We start from the raw sequence: 22,036 nt of genomic DNA, 5'->3' as shown, positions 1-22,036 counted from the left end.
GCGCGCCGGTCAGTGTGGCAGCGGCACCAGTTCCACCGGATCGTCGTCCGCCGCGCCGGGCGGCACGAGCGCGATCGCCCGTCGCCCGATCAGCCCCGCCAGGTGTGCGGTGCGGATCGCGTTGTCGCACACCCACAGTCCGTCGTCGGTCTGTGTCGCCGGCAGCAGCCGGGTGACGTCGCCGCTCACCTGCGAGGCGTTGGCGAGCGGCGCGGTCCACGGTGGCTCCGGCCGTCGTCCGGTCAGCCCGTCGACGACGGCGGGCAGCATCACCAGCAGCGTCGCGACGGCCGCGACCGGGTTGCCGGGCAGGCCGAGCACCACACGACCGTCCGGCAGCACCGCTGTCACCTGGGAACCGCCCGGCTTGCACCGGACCCGATCGACGACGATCGCCGCGCCGGCGCGGGCCAGCGCCGCCCGCAGCTGGTCGGCGGCCCCGCCGCCGGTCGCCCCGGTGACGACGATCGTGTCGACGTCGGTGGCTTCGCGGAGCAGCCGGTCGAACCCGTCGACGGTGTCGCGCAGGTGCGCCTCGGCGGCGACGGCGGCGCCGCACCACTGCACGAACCGCGGCAGGACGGGGCCGAGAGAATCGCGGGTCTGGCCGTCGCGCAGCGGCCCGTCGCGGCGGATCTCGTCGCCGGTGACGACCACGTGGACCCGGACGGGCCCGCGGACCGGCACCGCGGTCACCTCGCCGCTCAGCGCAGCGGAGACCACCGCCGGGCCCAGGGCAGTGCCCGCCTCGGCGAGCACGTGACCGGGCGCCCAGTCCTCCCCGCGACGGCGCGCGTCGTCGCGCACCGGGGCGCCGGGCATCCGGGTCACGGTGCCGTCGGTCACCTCGACGTGTTCGTCGCGCACCACCGTCGTCGCGCCGGGCGGCAGGTAGGCACCGGTGGCGATCCGCGCGGCCTGGCCGTCGTGCAGGGTGAACGGCTCGGTCGCGCCGGCCCGGTGGACCTCGGCGCGCAGCAGCCACGGACCGTCGCCGGCGACGGCGTACCCGTCCATCGCCGACACCGCGGCCCGCGGCAGGGCCTCGGCGGCGACGAGTGCCGCGGCGAGGGTGGCACCCTCCGCCGCCTGGGGCGCCACGGTGCGGACCGGCAACCGCGGCAACGACCGCCGGATCTCCGCGCGGGCGGCGGCGGGGTCGGCCGCGACGAGCCCGGGACGCGCGGCGCGGGCCTGCGCGAGCTCCTGCGGGGTGTCGCAGTCCGCGGTCCCCGCCACCGGAACCGTGACGTAGCGCTCCGGCAGCAGGGCCTTCATCGGCTGATTGGCCGGATCCGTCCCCAGCGCGGCGAGGCGGCCGGCGAGCGCGGGACCACGCCACGCGGCGAGCAGGAACTGGATCCGGCCCGAGTCGTCGACAGCGAACGCCGCGTCGGCTCCGGGGGCGCCGCGCAGGGTCTCCACCAGTGCGGTGACCGTGTCCGCGGTGAGGAACGGCAGGTCGGCGGCGAGGGCCAGCACCACCGGTGCGTGAAGACCCGCGGCGGCGAGGGCGGCGACGGGCCCGGCCCCGGCGGGCTGCTCCTGGACCTGGACCACCGCCGGGTCGAGATCGTCGCGCCGTGGTCCGACGACGGTGATCCGGCGGCACCCGGCCACCGCGGCCAGCGCGATGTCGAGCATGCGCCGGCCCCCGACGACGAGTGCGGGCTTGTCGACGCCGCCCATGCGGGTCGCGCGTCCGCCCGCGACGATGACGGCCTCGACGTCGGTCAGCGAACTCATGAGCTCATGCTGCCCGACGCGGACCGGCGCGGTGTGCCGGGGCGGTCAGTCGGGCGTGTGGTGACTGCGCGGCGGCCCGCCGATACCGCACCGGCCGCCCTGCGCGGTGTCCAGCACTGTCCAGGTGGCCGCCGCCAGGCTGAGCGCGGTGAGGAGAACGACCAGGAAGATCATGGTCCTATTCTCTCGGGCCGGTGGACCGGAGATTCCGGTCCACCGTGCGAAAGTGGACTGTATGAAGGACGTGTCCGCCACCCCGTCCGCTGCCCGGCTCGCGGCGCTGCTCGGCGACGTCGGAGCCGACCGCGGTCCGCTGTACCGGGCCGTCGCCGCCGCGCTGCGCCGCCGCATCGCGGACGGCCGGCTCCCGGTCGGCGCGCGCCTGCCCGCCGAGCGGGCGCTGGCCGACGCGCTCGGCGTCAGCCGCGTCACGGTGGCCGCCGCCTACGGCGACCTGCGCGACGACGGCTGGGCGCTCACCCGGCACGGGGCGGGCACGTTCGTTGCCGCTCCCGACGGCCGGCAGCCGTGGGGCACCGCGCTCGGCGCCCCCGTGCCCGGCGTGCTGGACCTGGGCAACGCCGCCCCGGAGGCGTCGTCCCTGCTGACCGCCGCCTACGCGGTCGCGCAGACCCGGCTGCCCGACCTGCTGGCCGGTCACGGGTACGCGCCGAGCGGCCTGCCCGAGCTGCGTGCCGCCGTCGCGGCGCGGTACACCGCCCGCGGACTGCCGACCGACCCCGAGCAGGTGCTGATCACCGCCGCCGCGGCGGACGGGCTCGACGCCGTCCTGCACACCGTCGTCGGGGCGGGACGACGGGTGCTGCACCAGCATCCGAGCCATCCCGGCGCGCTCGAGACGATCGCGGCGACCGGGGCCCAGTCCGTCGCCGTGCCCGTCGACGTCGACGATCCGGATGTGATCGTCGACGAGGCCGATCGCGCCGCGCGGCAGCACGCCCCGACCGTCGCGTACCTGATGCCCGACCACGCCAATCCGACCGGTGCGAGCCTGAGCGTGGCCGCGCGGCGGTCCCTCGCCGCGACCCTGTGGCGGCACCGCGTCCTGACCGTCGTCGACGAGGTCGCCGCGGAGCTGTCGTTCGCCGGCGACGACATCGAGCCGTTCGGGGCGGCGGTCCCGGACGCGGCCACCGTGCACGTCGGCTCGTTGAGCAAGGTGGTCTGGGGCGGGATCCGGATCGGCTGGGTGCGCGGCGACCGGGCGACCGTCGCGCGCGTGCGGGAGGTGCTGCTGCGGCGCCAGCTCGGCGTCTCGATCCTCGACCAGCTCGCCGCCGTGGAGTTGTTCGCGCAGTGGCAGCGGATCCTCGACGAGCGCCGCGCCGGGCTGCGCGCCCGTCAGGAGGCGCTCGCCGCGGCCGTCGCCGCACGCCTGCCCGGGTGGCGGTTCGTCCCGCCCGCGGGCGGGTTGTCGCTGTGGTGCCGGCTGCCGGACGGTATCGGTTCCACCCGCCTCGTCGCCGCGGCGGAACGGCAGGGACTCGTCCTGCTGCCGGGCACCCGATTCGGCACCGGCCACGCGTTCGACGACCATCAGCGCCTGCCGTTCACCCGGCCGGTCGCGGAACTGCTCGCCGCGGTCGACGTGCTGGCCGGGCTCGGCGCGGCCGTCCTCGAGCCGCGGCGAGCGGCACCACCGCTGGTGTGAGCCGGCTCAGAAGCGGTGCCGCGCCGCCGCGAGATCGACCCGGCCGTCGCGGATCGGCACGCCTTCGAGCTCGAGCCGGGCGAGTTGCCGGTGGGCCAGGTGCGCGGCGGGCCTTCCGGAGGCCGGGACCACCCGGTGCCACGGCAGGTCCGCGCTGTCGGTCCGCATGATCCAGCCCACGGTGCGCGGGCTGGACAGGCCGGCCGCCGCGGCGACGTCGCCGTAGGTGGTCACGCGGCCCTCGGGGACGGAGGCCACCAGCTCCCGGACGCGTTCGACGTCCGCCTCGCTCGTTGCCGGCATCTACAGCAGCTTCCGGACGAGGGCCGCGGTCTCCTCCGGTCGTGCCTGATCGATCATGTGGTCGCAGTCGATGTCGAGCGCCGTGAGGTTCGTGCCGAGGCGGTCGGCGAGGGCGGCCCGGAACTCGTCGGTCACGTACGGCGGCTGCACCTTCGCGGCCCGCGCGACGATCGTGGGCAGGTGCGCCGGTGGCAGGACGAACTCACGCGCCAGCTCGCTCCACGACGTCACCAGGGCGGGAACGCACAGGCGCCAGTTGACCCGGCCCGAGTCGAGGGTGATCAGGTGCTCGGCGAGTTCGGCGTCGAGCAGCGCGGGATCGACCTCGCCCCACGCGCCGTTCGTCTTGTCGGCGCGGGCCTCGGCCGCGTCGGTGTAGTCGGGGTGCTGCACGGTCAGCTCCGCGATCTCGAGCATGCGTTCCGGCGGCAGCCCGATCGCCGGATCCAGTAGCACCAGCCCGCGCACCCGCTCGGGGGCGGTCGCCGCCAGATGCACGGCGAGGGCGCCGCCGAACGAATGCCCGACCACCAGCACCGGACCCGAGGCGTGGGCGTCGAGGACGGCGAGCAGGTCCCGCACGTGCGTCTCGAAGTTCCACGGCGGCGTCCACGGGGAGCGGCCGTGCCCGCGCAGGTCCGGCGCGATGACCCGGGCCTGGGGCAGGTGCTCCGACGCGAGGTGCTCCCAGCGCCGGCCGTGACCGGTGAGGCCGTGCAGGGCGAGCAGCTGCGGACCGTCGGCGGGGCCGAACAGATGGGTGTGCAGTTCGTTCACCCGTCGATTGTGTCAGGGCCGCGGCCGGTTCCGGTGGCAGCCGATGCGCTCGCGCGGGACCGGTGCGGCCGGTCGGCGGGGACGGGCCGGGCTCCCGGACCCGGGGTCGATTCGGTCTCGCGGGCGGTCAGTCCGGCCGTGCCGGCGGGAACGACCACCGCGGCGACGGGCCGGCCGCTCACCCGGTCGCGAACCACCACGGGGGGCCCGTCCTCGTCGGCGCAGTAGCGGTCGCCCCACTGGAGCAGGGCGACGAGGACGGGGAAGAGGTCCAGACCCTTGTCGGTGAGCCGGTACTCGTTGCGGGTGCGGTGTCCGGCCTGCCGGTACGGCACCGGGCGCAGGATTCCCGCGGCCACCAGTTTGCGCAGGCGGTCGGCCAGGATCGGCTCGGACATCCCGACGTGCCGCCGCATGTCGTCGAACCGGCGCACGCCGTTGAACGCCTCCCGCAGGACGAGCAGGGTCCACTTCTCGCCGATCACGTCCAGTGTCCGCTGCACGGAACAGTTCGCCGTGTCCGTCTCCAACCAGCGCATGCATCGAGGCTAGACCCTTGCTAACTGTAATTTCAGAAGTTAGCGTGACGCCATGGACACCACCTCTACCGATCTCCCCGCCGGCAGCGCCTTCCTGCAGGCGGCGGGCCTCGTGCTCGACGAGGTCTCCGGCACCCGGGTCACCGGACACATCGATCTGAGCCGGGACCATCACACTCCGTGGGGCGTCGTGCACGGCGGTGTCTACACCACCGCCGTCGAATCCGCGGCCAGCGTCGGGGCCAGCGCCGCTGTCCAGGACCGCGGCCAGTTCGCGGTCGGGGTGCACAACAGCACCGACTTCCTGCGCTCGAGCACGGGGGAGCGCGTCGACGTCGTCGCCGAACCGCTTCAGCAGGGCCGCGTCCAGCAGCTGTGGCTCGTCACCGTCACCGGCACCGAGAGCGGCAGGACCCTGGCGCGCGGTCAGGTCCGGCTGCAGAACGTTCCGTTGCCCGGCTGACTCGCCGCTCCGCGGCCTTGTCGGATTCGCCGCTTCGCGGCGGTGCGGGATTCGCCGCTTCGCGGCGGTGCGGGATTCGCCGCTCCGCGGCGGTGCGGGATTCGCCGCTCCGCGGCGGTGCGGGATTCGCCGCTCCGCGGCGGTGTCGGTCCCGTCTGCTGGAATGGCCCCATGACTGACGCCGACATCCGCCCCGACGCCCGGCCCCGGCAGGCCGAGGTGCGGCTGGTGCCGAGGCCGGACGAGGCGCCGCCGCAGCGACAGTGGCCCGAGGACGTGCAGCGGGTGTTCGCCGATTCGCCGCCCATGCCGCAGTGGCGGCCGTGGCAGGTGCTGGGCGGCCCCGGGACGGGTAAGACCGCGCTGCTCGTGGACCTGGCCGTGTCCCGGATCGCCGCCGGCGCCGACCCGGAGTCGGTGCTGGTGCTCACCCATTCCCGGCGCGCCGCGACCGAGGTGCGAGAGGCGATCACCGCCGGGTTGCTCCGCGTGGGGGCGGTTCCCGGTGGTCCCCGGGCCACGCGGGAACCGCTGGTGCGGACCGTCCACTCGTACGCGTTCGCGGTGCTGCGGCTGCAGGCGTCCACGCACGGCAACCCGCCCCCCCGCCTGATCACCGGCGCCGAGCAGGACGCCGTCCTGCGCGAGCTGTTGCGCGGCGATCTCGACGACGGCGCGGGCATGTGGCCCGAGCGGCTGCGGCCCGCGCTCGGCATGACCGGCTTCGCGGTGGAGCTGCGGGACCTGATGCTGCGCGCCAACGAACGCGGCCTCGGTCCCGAGGACCTGATCGAGCTCGGGCAGCGGCGGTCGCGGCCGGAGTGGGTCGCCGTCGGCGAATTCGCCGCCCGGTACGAGCAGATCATGCTGCTGCGCGGCGCGGTCGGCATCGAGGCGCCCGAGGCCACCGCGCCCGCCCTCGACGCCGCCGAACTCGTCGGGGCGGCCCTCGCCGCGTTCGTCACCGACCCCGACCTGCTCGCACGGGAACGGTCCCGAATCCGGCACCTGCTCGTCGACGACGCCCAGCATCTCGACCCGCAGGCGGCGCAATTGGTGCGCGTCGTCGGGCTCGGCACCCGCACCACCACCGTCGCCGGCGATCCGGACCAGGCGGTGTTCACCTTCCGTGGCGCCGACCCGGCCTTCCTCGCCGCGTTGGTCGACGACGACCCGAGCCGCCGCGTGGTGCTCGGCACCAACCACCGCGCCGCCCCCGAGGTGGCCGAACTCGTCGGCCGTATCACCCGCCGGCTGTCCGGCCTCCCGCCGCACCGCGGCGCACCCGCCGTCCCGTCGGACGACCCGGGCACCGTGCGGGTCCGGGTGCTGCCGACGCCGGCGAAGGAAGCCGCGCTCGTCGCCGACACGCTGCGCCGCGCCCACCTCGTCGACGGGGTGCCGTGGTCCCGGATGGCCGTCGTGGTGCGGTCGGTGCCGCGCTCGCTCGCCCCGCTGCGGCGCGCCCTGCTGGCGGCCGGCGTGCCGGTGACCACGGCCGCCTCCGAGCTGCCGCTGGCCCGCCAGCACGGCGTCGCCGGGCTGCTGCTCGTACTGCGGGCCCTGTCCGGGCTGCCGTTCGGCGGCGAGGAGGCGCTCGCCCTGCTGTCCGGGCCCGTCGGCGGAGCCGAACCGGTCGCCCTGCGCCGCCTGCGCCGCGGCCTGCGCCGTGTCGAGCTCGCCGCCGGGGGCGACCGCGACTCCGCCGAACTGCTGCGACTGCTGCTCGTCGACGACGAGGGCGAAAACGCCGAACGGCTCGAGCGCGGACTCACCGACGTCGAGGCGGCGCCGCTGAAGAAGGCCCAGGCCGTGCTGCGCAAGGCCCGGGAGGCCGCGCGCCGCGGCGGCGGCATCGAGGACGTGCTGTGGGAGGCGTGGCAGGCCACCGGACTCGAGCGCAAGTGGGCCGCGGCGTCCGAACGCGGCGGTCCGGTCGGCGCGCAGGCCGACCGCGACCTCGACGGCATCGTGGCGCTGTTCGACGCCGCCGCCGACTACGTCGACCGGCTGCCGCGCGCCCAGCTCGCCGGATTCGTCGACTACCTCACCGAGCAGGAGATCCCGGGCACCGTCCGCACCCGCCTGGTCGCGCCGGCGGAGGCGGTCACCGTCGTCAGTGCCCACTCGGCGGCCGGCCGGGAGTGGGATGTCGTGGCGGTCGCCGGCGTGCAGGAGGGCCTGTGGCCGAGCCTGCGCGCCCGCGGCACCCTGCTGGGCATCGAGACGCTGATCGACGCGGTGTCCGGGGCCGACGGCGGCGGCGACGGCTCGACGCGGCTCTCACGCACCGCGCCGCTACTGGCCGACGAGCGCCGCCTGTTCCTCGTCGCGTGCAGCCGGGCGCGGCGCACCCTGCTCGTCACCGCCGTCGAATCGGTGGGCGGCGACACCGACATGGTGCGGTCCCGGTTCGTCGACGAGCTGGTGGGCGCGGACTCCGACGACGTCGTCGACGAGGCGGGTGAGGACGTCTCGGTGCTGCCCGAGGAGACCCGCACCCGGGTGCTCGCCCTCCCCACCCTCGTCGCCGAGCTGCGCAGCGTGGTGTGCGATCCCGTGGTGGCCCGGGACGATCCGCAGCGGCAGCGCCGGGCGGCCGCACAGCTCGCGCGGCTCGCCCGGGCCCGTGTGCGGGGCGCGCATCCGGACCAGTGGTACGGCACCGCCGAGCCCAGCACGCAACAGGAACTGTGGGACCCCGGGGCCGACGCGGTGCCGTTGTCGCCGTCGACGGTCGAACAGCTCACCACGTGCCCGCTGCGGTGGATGTTCGAGCGGCACGGCGGCTCCGACGGCGACAACACCCACGCCGTCGCGGGCAGCCTGGTGCACACGCTGGTGCAGGCGCTCGCCGGGCGGATCCCGCCCGACCAGGTGGAGCGGGCGCTCGAACGGGCATGGGACTCGGTCGATCTCGGCTCCCAGTGGTACGCCCGTCGCGAGCTCGAACGCACCCGCGCCATGCTCGACACGTTCTCGGCGTGGCTGCGCGGCACCCGTGGCGAGCTCACCGAGGTCGGGGTCGAGATCGCCGTCGACGGCATCCTCGAACCCCGGACCGAGGACGAGCCTCGGGTGCGGCTGCGCGGCCGGATCGACCGGCTCGAGCGCGACCCCGACGGGCGGCCCGTGATCATCGACGTCAAGACCGCGCGCCATCCGGTCACCAAGGAGGCGGCGCAGCAGCACGCGCAGCTGGCCGCCTACCAGGTCGCCGCCGCGGCGGGCGCGATCGACGGGCAGCCCGCCGGCGAACCCGGCGGGGCACGGTTGGTGTTCGTCGCCAAACCGCACAACAAGGAGGGCGCCACCCAGCGGGTACAGCCCCCGCTGGACGCCGAGGCGCTCGACCGTTGGCGCGACGTGATCCACGAAGCAGCCGCGGCCACCCGCGGACCGCAGTTCCTGGCCCGGGTCAACGACGGGTGCCGGCACTGCCCGGTCCTGTCGAGCTGCCCGGCGCACGACGAGGGCAGGCAGGTGACGGGATAGTGGCACCACCGACGGTGAGTGCGGTCGAGCTGGCCGCCGCGCTCGGGCAGTTCCCGCCGACCGGCGAGCAGGCCGCGGTGATCGAGGCGCCGCTGCAGCCCACGCTCGTCGTCGCCGGCGCCGGCGCCGGCAAGACCGAGACGATGGCGGCGCGCGTGGTCTGGCTCGTCGCGAACGGCTTCGTCGACCCGGAACAGGTGCTGGGCCTGACGTTCACCCGCAAGGCCGCCCAGCAGCTCACCACCCGGATCCGCCGGCGGCTGGCGAAGCTCGCCGGATCGGCGCTGGTGCGCGACCTCGACCCGACCGGCGGGCTGCGCGCCCGCATCCTCGCCGGCGAGCCGGAGGTGGGCACCTATCACGCGTACGCCGGGCGCCTGCTCGGTGAGCACGGGCTGCTGCTGCCCATCGAACCGTCGGCGACCCTGCTGTCCGAGACCGAGCTGTGGCAGCTCGCGTACCGCGTGGTCAGCGCCTGGGACGGCGACCTCGACACCGACCGCAATCCCGCGTCGGTCACCGAGTGCGTGCTGGCCCTGTCGGGGCAGCTCGCCGAGCACCTCGTCGAGCCGGAGGACCTGCGCGTCGCGCACACCGAGCTGGACAAGCTCGTGCACACGCTGCCCGCCGGCCCGAATCAGCGTGGGGGACCGTCGAAGACCCTGCTGAACATCCTCGACGCGCAGCAGGCCCGGATCGAGTTGCTGCCCCTGGTCGAGCGCTTGGCGCAGACGCTGCGCCGCGAGGGCGCGCTGGATTTCGGCAGCCAGATGTCGCTCGCCGCCCGGATGGCCCGCGACCACCCGGAGGTCGGCCGCGCCGAGCGGGCCCGCTTCCGGGTGGTGCTGCTCGACGAGTACCAGGACACCGGCCACGCGCAGCGTGTCCTCCTGTCGTCGCTGTTCGGCGGTCCCCTGTCCGGCGGCGCCTCGGAGCGGATGCCCGCGGTGACCGCGGTGGGCGATCCGATGCAGTCGATCTACGGATGGCGTGGCGCGTCCGCGGCGAACCTGCCCCGGTTCTCGACGGACTTCCCGCTGCCGGACGGCAGCCCCGCGCCCCGGCTCGAGTTGCTCACCAGCTGGCGCAACCCCCCAGAGGCGCTGGAGCTGGCAAATCTGGCATCGGAACCGTTGCGGCACAAGGGTGTCCAGGTCAGCACGCTGCGGGCGAAGCCGGAGCCGACCCCCGGCGACGTCCGGCTCGCCCTGCATCCGGACGTGGAGGCCGAACGGGAATGGGTGGCCGGGCGGATCGCCGCCGAGTACGCGGCCGCCCGGGCCGCCGAGGCGTCGCCGCCGACAGCGGCGGTGCTGGTGCGCCGCAACGCCGACGCCGCGCCGATCGCGGAGGCGCTGCGAGCCCACGGCCTGCCCGTCGAGGTGGTCGGTCTCGGCGGCCTGCTGCACACCCCCGAGGTGGCGGACGTGATCGCGATGCTGCGGCTGGCCGCGGACCCCACGGCCGGTAGCGCGGCCGTGCGGGTGCTGACCGGTGCCCGCTGGCAGCTCGGCGCCGCCGACCTGAAGGCGCTGTGGCGCCGGGCCGGCGAACTCGCCATCGGCGGCCGCTTCGGCGTCGCCGGCACGGTCAGCGACTCGGCCGCCCTCGCCGAGGCGCTCGACAGCGCCCTGCCGGGCGAGCAGTCCGAACAGGCCGGGATCGCCGACGCACTCTCCGATCCCGGTCCGCCGCATCGGTATTCGGAGTTCGGTTACGCGCGCATCGTCGCGCTGGGCAAGGAGCTGGCGTCCCTGCGGGAGCGGCTGGGCCAGCCGCTGACGGAGCTCGTCGCCGAGGTGGAGCGGGTTCTCGGCATCGGCATCGAGGCGCAGGCCCGCGCGGGCAGCGACGGCGGTGTCGGCCGGGAGAACCTCGACGCCTTTGCGGACGTGGTCGCCGGGTACGCGAGCCGCGGTTCGGCGACGCTGACCGGCCTGCTCGCCTACCTCTCCGCCGCCGAGGCGATCGAGGGCGGACTCGCTCCGGGCGAGGTGCAGGTCGCCACCGAACGGGTGCAGGTGCTGACCGTGCACTCGGCCAAGGGCCTCGAATGGGAGGTGGTGGCGGTCCCGCACCTGACCGCCGGGGTGTTCCCCTCGTCGACGGCCGGCAGCACATGGCTCGGCGCCCTCGGGGAACTGCCGCCGTCGCTGCGCGGCGACCGGGCGCTGCCGGGCGAGAACAGCGACGGCGTCCCCGTCCTCGATCTCGACGAGGTCTACGACCGCAAATCGCTCGAGAACTGCATCGACACGCACAAGGACGCCCTCAAGCGCCGGAAACTGGACGAGGACCGGCGCCTGTTCTACGTCGCGCTCACCCGCACGGAGCGGGCCCTGTTCGTCTCCGGGCACCACTGGGCCGAGTCCGGAACGGACCCGAAGGGACCGTCCCCGTTCCTGTCCGAACTGCACGAGCTGGTGGCGGCGCGACCCGGGCTCGGCCGCATCGAGACCTGGGCCCCGGCGCCGGAGCCGGGCACCGAGAACCCGATGACCGCGGATCCACACACCGCCGTGTGGCCGCGCGATCCCCTCGGGGTGCGGCGTCCCTTCGTCGAGCAGGGCGCGGCCCTGGTCCTCGCGATGCTCGAGGAGCCCGAACCCGAACCCCCGGCGACCCCGGACGACGACCCCGACGACTGGGCCGCGGACGTCGACGCGCTGCTCGCCGAGCGGGCCCGGCGCGCCGAGCAGCGTGCCGAGGTGATGCTGCCCGCCCAGATGTCGGTCAGCCAGCTGGTGGATCTGGCCGCGGACCCGGCCGCGCTGGCGGCGCGGCTGCGCCGTCCGTTGCCGTTCCGGCCGAATCCGCTGGCGCGCCGCGGCACCGCCTTCCACGCCTGGCTCGAACGGCGATACGGCGCCACGCGGCTGCTCGACCTCGACGAACTGCCCGGCGCGGACGACGCCGGCGGCGACGAGACCGAACTCGACCGGCTCCAGGAGGCGTTCCTGCGCTCGCGGTGGGCGCAGCGCAGCCCGGTGGAGGTGGAGGTTCCGTTCGAGACGTCGCTGGCCGGGGTGGTGATCCGTGGCCGGATCGACGCGGTGTTCGAGGACTCGGACGGCGGCTGGACGGTCATCGACTGGAAGACCGGCGCCGAGCCCGACGAGGACCGGCTCGAGGCGGTGGCGATGCAGCTGGCCGCGTACCGACTGGCCTGGGCGCAGCTGATGGCCGCCCGCACGTTCCGCGCGACGGGCCGACCGGCCGTGCCGCCTCTCGACAAGGTGCGGGCCGCATTCCACTACGTGCGCACCGGGCGGACCATCGCGCCGGAGGACCTGCCCGGCGCCGAGCGGCTGGACCGGTTGGTGCGCAGCGCCGGCGCGGACCGCCCGTCGGCCGGCGAGCGATAGCGGCGGTCAGCGGCGCGGGGCGTTGCGCCGCGCCGTGAGAGCCTGGGCGATCAGGGGCACCTGCAGCGGCAGCCGGGCCACCGCGACCGCCTTCGCGGCCGGGGAGAGCCGCTCGCTGCGCAGCCATGTCACGGCCATCTGCACGTTGGCGGGGAACACCGCGATCAGCAGGGCCGCGGCCAGCGTCCCGCCGAGCCGCCGGGTCCGCGGAATCGCAAGCGCCGTCCCGGCGGTCAGCTCGGCCACCCCGGAGACGTAGGTATAGGTGCGTGGCGAACCCGGCAGCGCCGTCGGCACGATCCGGTCGAACGGCCGGGGGGAGGCGAAGTGCGCCGCGCCCGCTCCGAGGAGGAGCGCGGACAGCCGCAGCGCCGCGCGCTGGGACGGGAGTGTGGACATGCGCGCCACACTAGCGGCCGACGCGTAGGCTGCGAGCCGATGTCAGCAACGAGAACGTCGGTGACCGCGTCACCGGAGCCGAGAACGCCGCGGGAGCGCCGCCATGCCGGGTAGGTTGCGTGCCCGCTTCAGCCGTTCCGACGTGCTCACCGAGCGCCCGGACTTCGCACTGGTGGGCATCCTGCGGGTGCCGCAGCTGCAGACGAGCCCGAGCCGGGCCATCACTCGCCGCGTCGGATATGCGGTGGTGGCGTTGACATTCGCCGTGCTGGTGGTCTACCTCGACCGGGACGGCTACCGCGACGCCCAGGGCGACGCACTGTCGCTGCTGGACTGCATCTACTACGCGACCGTCTCGCTGTCGACCACCGGCTACGGCGACATCACCCCGTTCACACCCGAGGCGAGACTGATCAACGTCCTGGTCGTCACGCCGTTGCGGATTTTCTTCCTCATCGTCCTGGTCGGTACCACGCTCTCGGCACTGACCGAGAGTTCGCGCCAGGCGTTCAAGATTCAGCGTTGGAGGCGCCGCGTGCGTAATCACACCGTCGTCGTCGGATACGGCACCAAGGGCCGTACCGCGGTGGATGCGATGCTGGGCGACGGGGTTCCGCCGTCGGACATCGTCGTCGTCGACACCGATCCGGTGGTACTCGAGACCGCCGCCGGGCAGGGGCTGGTGACGGTACAGGGCTCGGCGACGAAGTCGGATGTGCTGCGCCTGGCGGGCGTTCAGCACGCCGCCGCGATCATCGTCGCCGCCAACCGCGACGACACCGCGGTGCTCGTCACGCTCAGCGCCCGCGAGATCGCCCCGAGGGCGAAGATCGTCGCGGCCATCCGCGAATCGGAGAACACGCATCTGCTGCGTCAATCGGGCGCGGACTCGGTGGTCATCTCGTCCGAGACGGCGGGCCGGTTGCTCGGCATCGCCACCACGACGCCGAGCGTCGTGGAGATGATCGAGGATCTGCTCACCCCGGAGGCGGGATTCGCGATCGCCGAACGCGACGTCGAACCGAACGAAGTGGGTGGATCGCCCCGGCACCTGTCCGACATCGTGCTCGGAGTCGTGCGCGACGGCCGCCTGCTGCGCGTGGGGTCCCCCGAGGTCGACGCCGTGGAGGCGGACGACAAGCTGCTCTACATCCGGCGGGTGTCGGGCTGAGCCCGCGCCGCCGCTAGGGTGCAGTCGTGAGCCGTTTCCAGCTGTCCGACACCCCCCTGCTCTCCCGTGCGGTCGTCGACCGCGCCGAGGAGTTGCGGGGCGACGCCGCGGCCCTGCACGACGGTTGGTCCCGGGCCCATCTGCTGCGGGTCGATCGTCGCGGGCAGGTGCCGGTGGACGGCGACGCCCTGGTGTTCGCCGCGGCGGTGGAGCTGGGACCCGAGCCGGTTCCCGGCGCGGTGTTCCTCGGTGTGCGCGGCGACCGGCACGTGTGGGCGATCCGGGTGCTCGCGCAGACCGGAACGGTCGCCGACCTGCGCCGGGTCGGGGAGCGGCTCGACGACGCCGACGCGGGTCTGATGGTGACCGCGGTGGCCCTGCTCAACTGGCACGACAACGCGGGCTTCAGTTCACTGGACGGAGCGCCGACCGAGCCGACCCTGTCCGGCTGGTCGAGGATCAGCACCAGCACCGGTCACGAGGAGTTCCCGCGTACCGACCCGGCGATCATCTGTCTCGTGCACGACGGCGCGGACCGGGTCCTGCTGGCGCGACAGCCGGTGTGGCCGGAGCGACGGTTCTCCGTGCTCGCCGGGTTCGTCGAGGCGGGGGAGTCGCTCGAGTCCTGCGTCGTGCGGGAGATCCGCGAGGAGGTCGGCGTCGACGTGCGAGACGTGCGGTACCTCGGCAGCCAGCCGTGGCCGTTCCCGCGGTCGGTGATGATCGGGTTCTCCGCCGTCGCCGATCCGGAGCATCCGCTGGCCTTCCTCGACGGGGAGATCGCCGAGGCCCGTTGGTTCACCCGCGACGAGGTGCGGGCCGCGCTGGCGCTCGGCGACTGGGCCTCCCCGGCCGACGCCCCGTTGTTGCTGCCGGGATCGATCTCGATCGCCCGGGGCATGCTGGAGGGCTGGGTCCGGGGGAACTGAACCGGTCAGGACCCCGGCCTCGGCAGACCGGTGAGCACGGTCTCGACGAGGTGATCGGTGTATTCGTAGGTCAGCGGACCGGAGCGCAGCAGCCAGCGCTGGGCGACGGGGGCGAAGAGGGTGTCGACGACGGCGTCGAGATCCACATCGGGGGACAGCTGACCCTGTCGCTGCGCCGCGCGCAGCCGCTCCTTCTTCATCTGCCGCGTCGGCTCGTCGAGACGACGGGAGTATTCGGCGGCCAGGAACTCGTCCTCGAGTACGGCGACGGTCAGCGCGCGCAACGGCCGTTCGAACCGGGGATCGTTCAGTTCGTCGACGGTGGCGCGCAGCACCGCCCTCATGTCGGCGACGAGATCGCCCGTGTTCGGTAGGCCCTGCGGGTCCTCCGGTTCGCCGCCCACGTTTGCGTTGAGGTAGGCGTCGAGCAGCACCGATCCCTTCGACGACCACCACCGGTAGATGGTCTGTTTCCCGACGCCGGCTCGGGCAGCGATCGCCTCGATGCTCGACTTGCTGTAGCCCACTTCACCGACCAACTCCACCGCGGCGGTCAGGATCGCTGTCCGGGCGGCGTCGCTGCGGCGGGTGGTTCTCGGCGGCATGGAACCCAGCATAGCCAAACCGAGACGAGACGGACCGTCTTGACAAGAGGGAACGAGGGTCGCATACTCGCATGGCGAGACGATCCGTCTCGTCTAGATTCGAGGAGGTGCCGGTATGGTCGAGCAGCGGATATGGCTGGTCACGGGAGCAAGTCGAGGGCTAGGCCGAGCGTTCACCCGGGAGGCGCTCACCGCAGGAGACCGGGTGGCCGCTCTTGCCCGCACCGCAACCGCCGTGCCCGAGTTCCGGGACGACGAGCGGGTGCTCACCGTCGACGTCGACGTGACCGACCGGTCGGCGGTGTTCGCGGCGGTCGATCGGGTTGTCGACCACTTCGGGCGCCTCGATGTCGTCGTCAACAACGCCGGGACGATGTGGACGGGCTTCGTCGAGGAGTTCACCGAGGAGCAGGCACGCGCTCAGATGGAGACCAACTTCTTCGGAGCGCTGTGGGTCACGCAGGCGGTGTTGCCGGCGCTGCGCCGGCGCCCGGGCCACCTGCTGCAGATCTCCAGTGTTGCGGGGATCGCGGCATTTCCCACCACCGGGTTGTACAGCGCCAGCAAGTTCGCACTGGAAGGACTGAGCGAGGCGGTCGCTGCCGAGGCTGCACACTTCGGGGTCGCCGTGACGATCGTCGAACCCGGCGGATACTGGACGGACCTGTACAAGGACATGCCCGCCACTGCGCCGCTCGACGACTATGCGGCGCTGCGCGCCGAGATGGCAGCGACGTCGGCCGCCGGCGGCGTCGACAGCGAGCCGGCGCTCGCCGCGGCCGCGGTCCGGGCAGCCGTGGACAGCGACGCCCCGCCGAGACGGTTGATCCTCGGCAGCGTCGTCTACGACGCCGCGGTCGGACTCGCGCAGGAGCGCATCCGGGACTGGGCGGCATGGGAGCAGGTCAGCCGGGCAGCCGAACACGCCGTGCCGGCCCCGCCGGGATACACCACCTGAGCTCCTCGGTGCTCCCGGCGGATGCGGTGCCGTCGGCTAGAGACCGAGCGCCTGCTTGACCGCGGACAGCGGGGGATTGGTCGCGGTGCTGCCGTCGGCGAACTTCACCGTGGGGACCACGTGGTTTCCGTCGTTGACGCTGCCGACGAACTCGGCGGCGGACGGGTCGGCCTCGATGTCGATCTCGGCGTAGCCGATGCCGTGCTCGTCGAGCTGGCTCTTGAGGCGGCGGCAGTAGCCGCACCAGTCGGTGGTGTAGAGCGTCAGGGCGGGAGCATCGGTCGTAGTCACGGTGCGCACAACAACTCCGGGGCACCCGCTGTTCCGCGCGACGGTGAAATGTGTTCTCCACCACAGTCGGTGTGGGCCGGAGGCCTGTCACCGCGTCCTGCCATGATGGAGCCCATGCGAGCAGATGCATCGGTGGAGGGCCTGGATCCCCAGCAGGCGGCGGCGGTCCTCGCGCCGCGGGGCCCGGTGTGTGTCCTCGCCGGTGCCGGGACGGGAAAGACCCGGACCATCACCCGCCGCATCGCGCACCTGGTGTCCCACGGACACGTCGCGGCCGGCCAGGTCCTCGCCGTCACGTTCACCGCCCGCGCCGCCGGGGAGATGCGCGGCCGGCTGCGCGAACTCGGGGTGGGCGGCTCGGGGCCGCAGGTGCAGGCGCGTACCTTCCACGCCGCCGCGCTGCGGCAGCTGCGCTACTTCTGGCCGCGAGTGGTCGGCGACACGCCGTGGCAGCTGCTCGACCGCAAGTTCGCCGTCGTCTCCCAGGCCGCGCACCGTGCCGGATTCGCCACCGACACCGACACCGTGCGCGACCTGCTCTCGGAGATCGAGTGGGCCAAGGGTTCGCTCGTCGCGCCGGAGGACTACCCGGCCGCGGTGGCCCGGGCCCGGCGTGAGCCCCCCGCCGACGCCGGACGGGTGGCTGCCGTCTACGCCGGCTACGAGTCCCTCAAGGTGCGCGACGACGGTATCTTCCTCGACTTCGACGACCTGCTGCTGCACACGGCCGCCGCGCTCGAGGAGCACACCGCCGTCGCCGACGAGTTCCGCGACCGTTACCGCTGCTTCGTCGTCGACGAGTACCAGGACGTCACGCCCCTGCAGCAGCGCGTGCTCGACGCGTGGCTCGGCGACCGCGACGACCTCACCGTCGTCGGCGACGCGAATCAGACGATCTACTCGTTCACGGGTGCCACCCCGCAGTATCTGCTCGACTTCTCCCGCCGATTCCCGGACGCCACCGTGGTCCGGCTCGAACGCGACTACCGTTCCACGCCTCAGGTGGTGTCCCTCGCCAACCGGGTCATCGGTGCGGCACGCGGCCGCATCGCCGGGACCCGGCTCCAGCTCGTCGGCCAGCGCCCGCCCGGACCCGAGCCGGCGTTCGCCGAGTACGACGACGAGCCCGCCGAGGCGCAGGCCGTGGCCAAGTCGATCGCGAAGCTGCTGGGATCGGGGGTGCCCGCCGCCGAGATCGCGGTGCTCTACCGCATCAATGCCCAGTCGGAGGCCTACGAGCAGGCGTTCACCGAGGCCGGTATCCCGTATCAGGTCCGCGGCGGCGAGGGCTTCTTCACCCGCGCCGAGGTGCGCCAGGCGGTCGGCGCGCTGCGGCAGGCCCACGGCCGCGACGACCTGCCCGAGGGCGCCGATCGCGGCGCCGCCCTCGTCACGCTGGTGCGGGCGGTGCTCGCCCCGCTCGGCCTGACCGAGGCCGAGCCTGCCGGTGCGCAGGCCCGTGAACGGTGGGAATCGCTGCGGGCGCTCGTGCAGCTGACCGAGGAGCTCCTCGGGCACGAGCCCGACCTCGATCTCGACGGTCTGCTGCGTGACCTGGCGGCGCGGGCCGAGGCGCGGCACCCGCCGACGGTGCAGGGCGTGACGCTCGCGTCGCTGCACGCGGCCAAGGGCCTGGAATGGGACGCGGTCTTCCTCGTCGGCCTCACCGACGGGACCCTGCCCATCGTGCACGTCGTCGGCGACAGCTCCACGCCGCCCGACGAGGCCGGCATCGAGGAGGAGCGCCGCCTGCTGTACGTCGGGGTCACCCGCGCCCGCGTGCACCTGCAACTGTCCTGGGCGCTCTCGCGCACCGAGGGCGGCCGCCGGTCGCGGCGGCGGTCCCGGTTCCTGCACGGTCTGATCCCCGACGACTCGCCGGCCTCCCGGATCGCGGCCCCCGCGTCGCCGAAACGTAAGCGGCCGCAGTGCCGCGTGTGCGGAAAGCCTCTGATGGGGTCGTCCGCGACCATGCTCGGGCGCTGCGAGGGCTGCCCGTCGGACCTGGACGAATCGCTGCTGATGGCGCTGAAGGACTGGCGCCGGGAACGTTCCAAGGAGATGAAGGTCCCCGCCTACGTGGTGTTCAGCGACAACACGCTCATCGCGATCGCTGAGCAGCGGCCGGGCGACGACCGTGCCCTCGTCGCCATCCCCGGCATCGGGGCGAAGAAACTCGAGCAGTTCGGCGCGGACGTGCTCGCCGTCGTGCGCGGTGAACGCGCGCCCGATACCCTCGATCTCTAGCGGTTCGCAAAGCTGCGGTAAAACCGCAGGTAGAAAATGGGTTGTGCGATCGACGGCCGAGTTCCTAGGCTGGAGGTCGATGTCACGGGAAAGGCCCGTGCGCGGACGACGAAGGAGGTGGCCCCGATGCTCGGCTTCGATGCAGCTGCAGTGGTGGTCGCCGCCCCCGTCGCCGGCGCCCCCGTCGCCGCCGGCGCGTGCACTCCGCGCGTCGCCCGCGTGCGAGCAGCCGCCCCTTCGTCCGTGCCCCGAAGCCACCGAGGTTCACCCCGGTAATCTTCATTCGCCTTCCGGCCACGGACACCGCCCAGCGGACCGTGGCCTTCTTCGTCTTCTGCCCGGTTCGCGCATCGCATCCGAACCAGACAGAGGAGACATCCATCGTGCAGACCGCAACGCTCGACGTCGACCATACGACGCGCGTGCGCGAGTTGCCTTGCCGCGACGGCGATCCGGACCTGTGGTTCGCCGAATCACCGACCGAACTGGAGCGAGCCAAGGCGCTGTGCGGCCGGTGCCCGATCCGCGCCCACTGCCTCGCCGCGGCACTCGACCGTGCCGAGCCGTGGGGCGTGTGGGGCGGCGAGATCTTCGAACGGGGTGTCGTCGTCGCCCGCAAGCGTCCGCGGGGACGCCCCCGCAAGGAACTGGTGTGCGCCTAGGCCGGACCGGCTGCCGGGAGGTCAGTCCACCGGATCGGTGAATCCCGGCAGCCACGCCGACAGGATCCGCATGTACGGCGCGTGCGCGTCCAGTTGCGCGCAGATACCGACGGAGCCGAGGAGTACGCGGACGATGTTCGCGTACTCCGGCGGCAGGTTCAGTGCCCGCGCAGTGCGGAAGTTGGATCCGGAGAAGTCGGTGGCGGTGCCCGCCGCCTTCTGCAGCCAGGCCCGGGTGAAGTGGAACGACTCCGTGTGGATCGGATCCGTGAACGGGCGCAGGTAGTCCGCGATCTCCTGCTCGGTGACCTCCCGGCCCGGCAGGACGAACCGGTTCTCGTAGAGCAGCGTGGTCAGCTCGTCGAAGCGCTCCTCGAGGGCCAGCCGCACCATCCGGCCCAGCACCGGCGGCAACCCGTTCGGCATCGCGGCCGTGGCACCGAAGTCGATGACGCCGAGCCGGCCGTCGTCGAGCAGCATGAAGTTGCCCGGGTGCGGATCGCAGTGCAGCAGCCCCACCTGTGCCGGGGACGCGAAGTGGAACTCGGCCAGCAGCGCCCCGGCCCGGTTGCGCTGCTCGCGGGTTCCCTCGGCGATGATCATGGAAAGCGGTGTCGCCGTGAGCCATTCGGTGACAAAGACCTTCGGGGAGCTGGCGACGACCCGCGGCACGACGAACCGGGGATCGTCGGCGAACACCCTGGCGAACGTCCGCTGGTTGTCGGCCTCGATCCGGTAGTCGAGCTCCTCCTCGGTGCGCGCGGTCAGCTCGTCGAGCACGGCCCGCACGTCGGTGCCCGGCATTACCGTCGCGAACAGTCCCGCGAACCGCGACAGGGTGCGCAGATCGGCGCGCAGCGCCTCGTCGGCGCCCGGGTACTGAACCTTCACCGCGACCTCGCGGCCGTCCGCCCACACCGCCCGGTGGACCTGGCCGATGCTCGCCGAGGCGGTGGGAATGTCGTCGAACGAGGCGAAGCGCTCCCGCCAGCGGGCGCCGAGCTGCTGATCGAGGACGCGATGGACCGCCTTGGCCGGCAGCGGCGGCGCCGCCGACTGCAGCTTCGTCAGCGCCTCCCGGTACGGCTCGGCGAACTCCTCCGGCACCGCGGCTTCCATCACGCTCAGCGCCTGGCCCACCTTCATGGCTCCGCCCTTGAGCTCGCCGAGCACCGTGAACAGCTGCTCGGCCGCCTTCGCCGCAAGCTCGGCATCGATCTCCTCGCGGTCCCCGCCGGCCAGACGCCGGCCGAATCCCACCGCGGCGCGACCGGCGATCCCGAGGGGGATGCTGGCGAGCTTGGCGGTGCGGGAACTGCTTCTGCGGGGGATTTCGGCCACGCCCACCATCATGCCTGACGGCGTCAGACCGGCGCGGTGCGCCGCTGCGTCACCGGCGCGGTGCGCCGCTGCGTCACCGGCGCGGTGCGCCGCTGCGTCACCGGCGCGGTGCGCCGCTGCGTCACCGGCGCGGTGCGCCGCTGCGTCACCGGCGCGGTGCGCCGCTTCACGCGGGTGTGCCTCCGCACCCGCAGTCCGGGTGCCGGAACCAGCGCCGCGACGTGAGTCGATGGCTGCGCAGATCCACCTCGAGGGTCCGGTCCAACGTCGCGGGCGGCGTGGACGGCGAGGCGGCGAGAATCGCGTCGAGCTGTCCGAGGGCGAGGGCCGCGGTCGCCAATACCGCTGCGGGCTCCGCACACCCGACGCGGTCGCACAGCTGGGCGGCCAGCTGCGGCCAGTGCGGATCGAGATCCGTGCGGGTCAGATCGGCGCAGCGCAGGCAGCTCGTGCGGCCCGGGACGACGAAGGGGCCGACGATGCCGCGGCCGTCGCGCAGCAGTACGGGCAGATGCGGCACACGGTGCCGCATCAGCTCGCGGACGAGACCGGGGTCGGGCACCAGCGCGTCGGTGAGCAGCACGCACTGCGCGTCCCAGCGGGCGACGTCGCTGTCGCCGGTGTAGACGGCGGACCGGCGCAGCCGCGTGCCCGACACCGTCAGTTGGGCGACCAGCGCGTCTGCCAGCGGCCCGCGCCCGTGCACCCGCACCCGGGGGACCTGCAGCGCGGCTACGCCGGGATCCCGGACCGCACCGAGGGCGGTCAGCTCGTCGAGCAGGGCGGTGACGGCGGCGCCCGGCAGCCCCGCCCGCGCGGTGCGGGCGAGGATCTCCTCGCGCGACGAGCGCCCGTCGAGCAGGCGCAGCACCGTCGAGAGGCCGAACGCGTCGAGCCCCGCGCCGGGGGACAGGACGGCCGCCGTGTCCGGGCCCCACCCGAGTTGCACCGTGCCGTCCGGTCGGTGGAGCACCTCGAGGGCAGGGTCGAGCGCCGGTCCGGACTGTGGATGCGTTGCCGTGGTCATGCCGTCAGCCTGACAGCAAACCCGCCGCACCACCTGTGCCCGAGGC

At 73.7% G+C, this 22,036-nt stretch carries 20 protein-coding genes; 9 read left to right on the top strand and 11 right to left on the bottom strand.

What is annotated here, in order from left to right; genetic code table 11:
* Positions 1-9 precede the first annotated feature (9 nt).
* The gene (locus HFP48_RS17505) at positions 10-1,746 is read right to left on the bottom strand and encodes an NTP transferase domain-containing protein (RefSeq protein ID WP_168579804.1); all 1,737 of its coding nucleotides are present in this window, start codon (positions 1,744-1,746) and stop codon (positions 10-12) included.
* A 45-nt stretch (positions 1,747-1,791) separates the two neighbouring features.
* Positions 1,792-1,920, bottom strand: coding sequence for a hypothetical protein (locus HFP48_RS32115; RefSeq protein ID WP_006942753.1), 129 nt, complete (start codon positions 1,918-1,920; stop codon positions 1,792-1,794).
* Between the two features lie 61 nt (positions 1,921-1,981).
* Here HFP48_RS32115 and HFP48_RS17500 point away from each other — a divergent pair, with 61 nt between their 5' ends.
* On the top strand, positions 1,982-3,418 hold the full coding sequence (locus HFP48_RS17500; protein WP_029544575.1) for a PLP-dependent aminotransferase family protein: 1,437 nt from the start codon (positions 1,982-1,984) through the stop codon (positions 3,416-3,418).
* A 6-nt stretch (positions 3,419-3,424) separates the two neighbouring features.
* On the opposite strand, the gene HFP48_RS17495 is transcribed toward HFP48_RS17500, so the two are convergent.
* Genes HFP48_RS17495 through HFP48_RS17485 form a run of 3 tightly spaced genes read right to left on the bottom strand, consistent with a single transcriptional unit; the run spans position 3,425 to position 5,037 of the window.
* On the bottom strand, positions 3,425-3,721 hold the full coding sequence (locus tag HFP48_RS17495; protein WP_006942757.1) for an MGMT family protein: 297 nt from the start codon (positions 3,719-3,721) through the stop codon (positions 3,425-3,427).
* Positions 3,722-4,498 (bottom strand): alpha/beta hydrolase, encoded by a 777-nt coding sequence (locus HFP48_RS17490; RefSeq protein ID WP_029544573.1) that lies wholly within the window; start codon positions 4,496-4,498, stop codon positions 3,722-3,724.
* Positions 4,495-5,037 (bottom strand): helix-turn-helix domain-containing protein, encoded by a 543-nt coding sequence (locus HFP48_RS17485; protein WP_029544571.1) that lies wholly within the window; start codon positions 5,035-5,037, stop codon positions 4,495-4,497. Before HFP48_RS17485 ends, HFP48_RS17490 begins: the two co-directional genes overlap by 4 nt.
* A 52-nt stretch (positions 5,038-5,089) precedes the next feature.
* Between HFP48_RS17485 and HFP48_RS17480 the strand changes: the two genes are divergently transcribed.
* From HFP48_RS17480 to HFP48_RS17470, 3 genes are all read left to right on the top strand, one after another.
* Complete coding sequence (locus tag HFP48_RS17480) at positions 5,090-5,500, top strand: PaaI family thioesterase (protein WP_029544569.1); 411 nt, start codon at positions 5,090-5,092, stop codon at positions 5,498-5,500.
* 171 nt (positions 5,501-5,671) lie between these two features.
* Positions 5,672-8,995 carry an ATP-dependent DNA helicase gene (locus tag HFP48_RS17475; protein WP_029544567.1) on the top strand — a complete coding sequence of 1,108 codons (3,324 nt, stop codon included), beginning with the start codon at positions 5,672-5,674 and terminating at the stop codon, positions 8,993-8,995.
* A gap of 14 nt (positions 8,996-9,009) precedes the next feature.
* The gene (locus HFP48_RS17470; protein ID WP_246872431.1) at positions 9,010-12,360 is read left to right on the top strand and encodes an ATP-dependent DNA helicase; all 3,351 of its coding nucleotides are present in this window, start codon (positions 9,010-9,012) and stop codon (positions 12,358-12,360) included.
* Positions 12,361-12,366: 6 nt separating this feature from the next.
* On the opposite strand, the gene HFP48_RS17465 is transcribed toward HFP48_RS17470, so the two are convergent.
* Positions 12,367-12,759 carry a MauE/DoxX family redox-associated membrane protein gene (locus HFP48_RS17465; protein ID WP_029544562.1) on the bottom strand — a complete coding sequence of 131 codons (393 nt, stop codon included), beginning with the start codon at positions 12,757-12,759 and terminating at the stop codon, positions 12,367-12,369.
* Between the two features lie 103 nt (positions 12,760-12,862).
* On the opposite strand from HFP48_RS17465, the gene HFP48_RS17460 reads away from it, so the two are divergent.
* On the top strand, positions 12,863-13,930 hold the full coding sequence (locus HFP48_RS17460) for a potassium channel family protein (protein ID WP_006942770.1): 1,068 nt from the start codon (positions 12,863-12,865) through the stop codon (positions 13,928-13,930).
* Positions 13,931-13,956: 26 nt separating this feature from the next.
* Positions 13,957-14,859 (top strand): NAD(+) diphosphatase, encoded by a 903-nt coding sequence (gene nudC / locus HFP48_RS17455; protein WP_006942772.1) that lies wholly within the window; start codon positions 13,957-13,959, stop codon positions 14,857-14,859.
* Positions 14,860-14,864: 5 nt separating this feature from the next.
* Here the strand turns inward: nudC and HFP48_RS17450 are convergent, their stop codons facing one another.
* On the bottom strand, positions 14,865-15,476 hold the full coding sequence (locus tag HFP48_RS17450; RefSeq protein ID WP_168579802.1) for a TetR/AcrR family transcriptional regulator: 612 nt from the start codon (positions 15,474-15,476) through the stop codon (positions 14,865-14,867).
* A gap of 103 nt (positions 15,477-15,579) precedes the next feature.
* Here HFP48_RS17450 and HFP48_RS17445 point away from each other — a divergent pair, with 103 nt between their 5' ends.
* The gene (locus HFP48_RS17445) at positions 15,580-16,422 is read left to right on the top strand and encodes an SDR family NAD(P)-dependent oxidoreductase (RefSeq protein WP_081705050.1); all 843 of its coding nucleotides are present in this window, start codon (positions 15,580-15,582) and stop codon (positions 16,420-16,422) included.
* A 36-nt stretch (positions 16,423-16,458) separates the two neighbouring features.
* On the opposite strand, the gene HFP48_RS17440 is transcribed toward HFP48_RS17445, so the two are convergent.
* Positions 16,459-16,713: a mycoredoxin gene (locus HFP48_RS17440; RefSeq protein WP_029544555.1), complete on the bottom strand. Its 255-nt coding sequence runs from the start codon at positions 16,711-16,713 to the stop codon at positions 16,459-16,461.
* A gap of 114 nt (positions 16,714-16,827) precedes the next feature.
* On the opposite strand from HFP48_RS17440, the gene HFP48_RS17435 reads away from it, so the two are divergent.
* Positions 16,828-18,960, top strand: coding sequence for an ATP-dependent DNA helicase UvrD2 (locus tag HFP48_RS17435; RefSeq protein WP_246872430.1), 2,133 nt, complete (start codon positions 16,828-16,830; stop codon positions 18,958-18,960).
* A gap of 383 nt (positions 18,961-19,343) precedes the next feature.
* Positions 19,344-19,622 carry a WhiB family transcriptional regulator gene (locus HFP48_RS17430; RefSeq protein ID WP_043797088.1) on the top strand — a complete coding sequence of 93 codons (279 nt, stop codon included), beginning with the start codon at positions 19,344-19,346 and terminating at the stop codon, positions 19,620-19,622.
* A 21-nt stretch (positions 19,623-19,643) separates the two neighbouring features.
* On the opposite strand, the gene HFP48_RS17425 is transcribed toward HFP48_RS17430, so the two are convergent.
* The 3 genes from HFP48_RS17425 to HFP48_RS17415 are packed head-to-tail and all read right to left on the bottom strand — an operon-like array spanning position 19,644 to position 21,990.
* Positions 19,644-20,975, bottom strand: coding sequence for an AarF/UbiB family protein (locus HFP48_RS17425; protein WP_029544549.1), 1,332 nt, complete (start codon positions 20,973-20,975; stop codon positions 19,644-19,646).
* 11 nt (positions 20,976-20,986) lie between these two features.
* Positions 20,987-21,133 (bottom strand): hypothetical protein, encoded by a 147-nt coding sequence (locus HFP48_RS17420; protein WP_168579800.1) that lies wholly within the window; start codon positions 21,131-21,133, stop codon positions 20,987-20,989.
* On the bottom strand, positions 21,130-21,990 hold the full coding sequence (locus HFP48_RS17415) for a TOMM precursor leader peptide-binding protein (RefSeq protein WP_029544547.1): 861 nt from the start codon (positions 21,988-21,990) through the stop codon (positions 21,130-21,132). Before HFP48_RS17415 ends, HFP48_RS17420 begins: the two co-directional genes overlap by 4 nt.
* Positions 21,991-22,036 lie beyond the last annotated feature (46 nt).

It is taken from the genome of Rhodococcus sp. DMU1, from assembly GCF_012272955.1.
In the GTDB taxonomy this organism is placed as follows: domain Bacteria; phylum Actinomycetota; class Actinomycetes; order Mycobacteriales; family Mycobacteriaceae; genus Rhodococcus; species Rhodococcus aetherivorans.
Note: the sequence above shows the minus strand (reverse complement) of the source record. Positions and strands in the feature narration are given on the sequence as shown.